This is a genomic window from Rhizobium sp. BK098 (assembly GCF_014193155.1).
Lineage (GTDB): Bacteria > Pseudomonadota > Alphaproteobacteria > Rhizobiales > Rhizobiaceae > Rhizobium.
This window is the reverse complement of record NZ_JACHYY010000039.1, coordinates 1-3,198: the sequence shown is the minus strand read 5'-3', so window position 1 is coordinate 3,198 and position 3,198 is coordinate 1. Positions and strand designations below refer to the sequence as shown.

Below are 3,198 nucleotides of genomic sequence, written 5' to 3'. Positions count from 1 at the left end.
CCTGTCGCTCACCGCGTTGGGGGAAGGTTCACATGGCTCAATTCTCAATGGAAATTATGCGCCTGACCGGCTCAGTTCCGCGTGAAAACCAACAGGCTTGCATGGCACACACTCCGCAGTGCTGATTTTGCCCTACAAAATGATGTGGGCGAGTAGATATTCTGTCAACACAATCTTTGCGGTACTGAAAACATGATAATAAGCTAAAGATCGAATTTTCTCCGTCAGTGCACACCCTGTAGTTGATCAAATAAGATGTCGGTAATGTACGGCCGAGCTGAGCCAGGAGCTGTCGGAGAAGCGGTGATTAAGGCGGTCCCTGCATGTTTAATTGTCAGTGAGCTTGTTTGTAGAAACTACTGACGCGATGACGAAATCTGTGCCAGGCCGCTCCGCAGAGCGAGATTTGATTCGTTGATGTTCGCACTTTCGGCCCAAGCCCATCTCGAAACATTCACAGCGCAAACAAACATTCTGCAACCAACTCACTTCTACGATCTCGTCCTCTGCGAACTCCGATACCCCAGGCCCCAAGTCTACGATGACACCGGACGACTTATGATGACATGCTCCATTCATGTGGATCCGACCAGGAATCTTGCTCTCGTCGTACTCCCGCTGAAGCAAAATCAGAAGCTCCCTTTCACAAGGCGCAGGCATTGCGACAAACCTCCTACGCGAAGCATGGCTCCTGATAGGCCATAGCCAGTATTTCTTTCCCTTGATCGTCACCACCATCTCATCGAGCTGCCACTTATCGGCAAACTGGCCTCGTGAGCGGCGTCGGAGCTGATGAGCGAACTTCAAGCCGAATTTCGCCGCCCATTCCGCGACGGTCTGAAACGAGACGGCGATGCCGCGCTCGGCTAACAGATCTTCGACATCGTGCAAGCTGAGCGGAAATCGATAGTAGAGCCACACGGCATGGGCAATGATCTCAGCGGGAAAGCGATGGCGTCTGAAGTGGGCATGCGAGGCTTCGGTCATGACTATCCGAATATCAAGCCGATCCCAACCACGCGGTTAAGGCGACGCCACCAATATTAAGCATGGTTATCTCAATCAGAAGAAGGGCTAGAATTTTCACGAGAACGTTCTGGCCCTCGTCTGTGCGGGGCCACCACTCGAAGCAAGATTACCTTTATAGCCTTGTCGCGTGGCGGTCCTTGGGCAAGAAGAGCAAATGCGGACGCCCTTCCAGCTTGGTTGTTTGCACCAATGGTATGGCCGCAACGCCATCGTTTCGCTGAATCCAGATGTCGTATTTGGTAATATCTATCAGTCCCCAGATATCTTCTGGCTCCGCGCCGAACTCGCCAACGATGTCGCAATGGATCTCGATCGACAGCGCCGGTGTTCTCCGTAAGATTTTCTCTGCTCCGCGCAGAACTTCGAATTCGAACCCCTCGACGTCAATTTTTATCACGTCCGGCCAAACGGTGTTGGTCTCTGCCCATTCGTCGAGGGTTACAACAGGAACCGCAATGCCACCCCGACTGGTTACCTTCGCATTTGAACGCGATTTGATATGCAATACGCCAGGCTTTGCTCCTACCGCCGCGTTGATAGCAACGGTATTACTAATCTGATTGATTTCGAGGTTCTTCTGCAATGCATCGAAGTTTTCGGGGAAGGGCTCGAAGCTAACCACTTTCCCTTCGTCCCCAACCATTTTCGAAAGGAGAATGCAGTCACGTCCATGATGACCACCACATTCGAAAACAGTGGCATCAATTAAGCCGAGCAGCGCTATAGCATCCATTTCGTGGGAATGAATGTTAGCATGTCTCGCGTACCAATTCTTTGCGAGAGGCGTCGTGACAGCGAAATTGAACCCGATACCGTTGACCGTGAGTCTCGTTTCGTAAGGAGCGAATCTAATCGACGTCACTGCATCGTTCAACCTTGACGAAAGGGCCGCCTTCCACCAGCGGGCATTAAAGTACTTCGCGTTCGCCTGAATTGCCACCGACGATTTCTCCCCTGAGCGAAAAGATGCGAAAAACATTACACGCCTCGCGCAGGCTTAGAAATACGCAGTTGGTGGCGGACCGGAGTAAGCGGTTGCTATCCAATCGGTTACCGGGATAACACCTTCTGGTGGTCCTTACACTAACTGGATTGACAACTTGACATCTCTGTCAAGGATGGGCTTTGGTGCGCGGTTCGTTGAAAGAACGGAATTCCGTCTTTGATGCTGTTGCTACGGCGTTGCAGTCTTGCAGCGGACGGATTTCGGGCGTGCGCATGCCAGCATTCTATTGAGGACCGAGCAGCCGATGGCGACTTCCGTCCGCTGCGCTCCGAATGAGCGCGCCCGCAGCCGGTGTCCGATAATCGATTTGTAACGACCGATCGCGGTCTCGACCAGCTGTCGTTTTGCATTTAATCGGGCTCTTCCTCAATTTCTGTGATTCAGCGGCAGCATTCTCGCCCTCATCAGCTCTGGACCGGCGCGACCGTACATTGCTCGCTTCAGCATCTTGAGGCGGTTGATCTGCCCTTCGGCTTGCCCGTTGCTCCAAGGGAGTTCGATTGCATTTTTGACGGCATCAATATCCCGGCGCAAAATGCTGGCGAAACGCATGATTGCCGTGAGCTCGGTGTCGACGGCATCGTCCATCCATTCATCCAGTGCTTGCGAGCTCCTGCTGCGCAATATGCCGTTGAAGCGCATAGCCAAGCCACGCATTATGGCGAATGCTCGAGAGCCCTGCTTCAAGGCATTGACCTTTCTGGCCTGACGATCTGTCAGCATGCCGCGCGGTTTTATGCACAAAGCTGCAGCCACTACGGACGAGATCATATGGCCCGTATCGGGATCGCGGACGGGTTCTGAAATATCCATTTCCGGAGTCGGCTCGTCGGGTTGAATGTTTTCGACTTCACGCCAAACCTTCAACAGGCGCTCCAGATTGGAGCGGCTGCCGGTATAGCAGCGGTTCTTGATGTCGTAAAACAGATGGCGCCCAACCCGGTTTCCATTCTTCCAGCACTCAGCCAGGAATGTTTCAAAATACAATGGCGATGTCGAATTCAACGCTGCCCGGTTTCTGTCACGAGGTGCATTGGAAGTAAGCCAATTCACGATGCTGCGGCGCTCGTATCCGGTCCGCCTTGCAATCTCGCTGTAGGTGAGGCCCTGCTGGCGCAAAGCTTGAAGCGTGTCGAAAATTTCCTGACGAGATTGCCTGTGCG

The 3,198-nt window shown here is 53.0% G+C and carries 3 protein-coding genes and 1 pseudogene; all 4 read right to left on the bottom strand.

The features are described 5' to 3' along the window. Positions 1-327: 327 nt before the first annotated feature. The gene (locus FHT73_RS29780; RefSeq protein WP_281409890.1) at positions 328-987 is read right to left on the bottom strand and encodes a transposase; all 660 of its coding nucleotides are present in this window, start codon (positions 985-987) and stop codon (positions 328-330) included. A gap of 154 nt (positions 988-1,141) precedes the next feature. Beyond that, positions 1,142-2,008, bottom strand: coding sequence for an FkbM family methyltransferase (locus FHT73_RS29135; protein WP_183716526.1), 867 nt, complete (start codon positions 2,006-2,008; stop codon positions 1,142-1,144). Positions 2,009-2,203: 195 nt separating this feature from the next. Further along, positions 2,204-2,380: pseudogene (locus FHT73_RS29130) on the bottom strand (IS5/IS1182 family transposase); the annotation flags it as partial. Positions 2,381-2,401: 21 nt separating this feature from the next. Continuing rightward, positions 2,402-3,198: transposase (locus FHT73_RS29125; protein WP_183716524.1), on the bottom strand; the 797-nt coding region annotated here is incomplete at its 5' end.

Coding starts and splice junctions, on each gene's coding strand:
- FHT73_RS29780 (WP_281409890.1), bottom strand. CDS start 987: ATGACCGAAGCCTCGCATGCCCACTTCAGACGCCATCGCTTTCCCGCT.
- FHT73_RS29135 (WP_183716526.1), bottom strand. CDS start 2,008: ATGTTTTTCGCATCTTTTCGCTCAGGGGAGAAATCGTCGGTGGCAATT.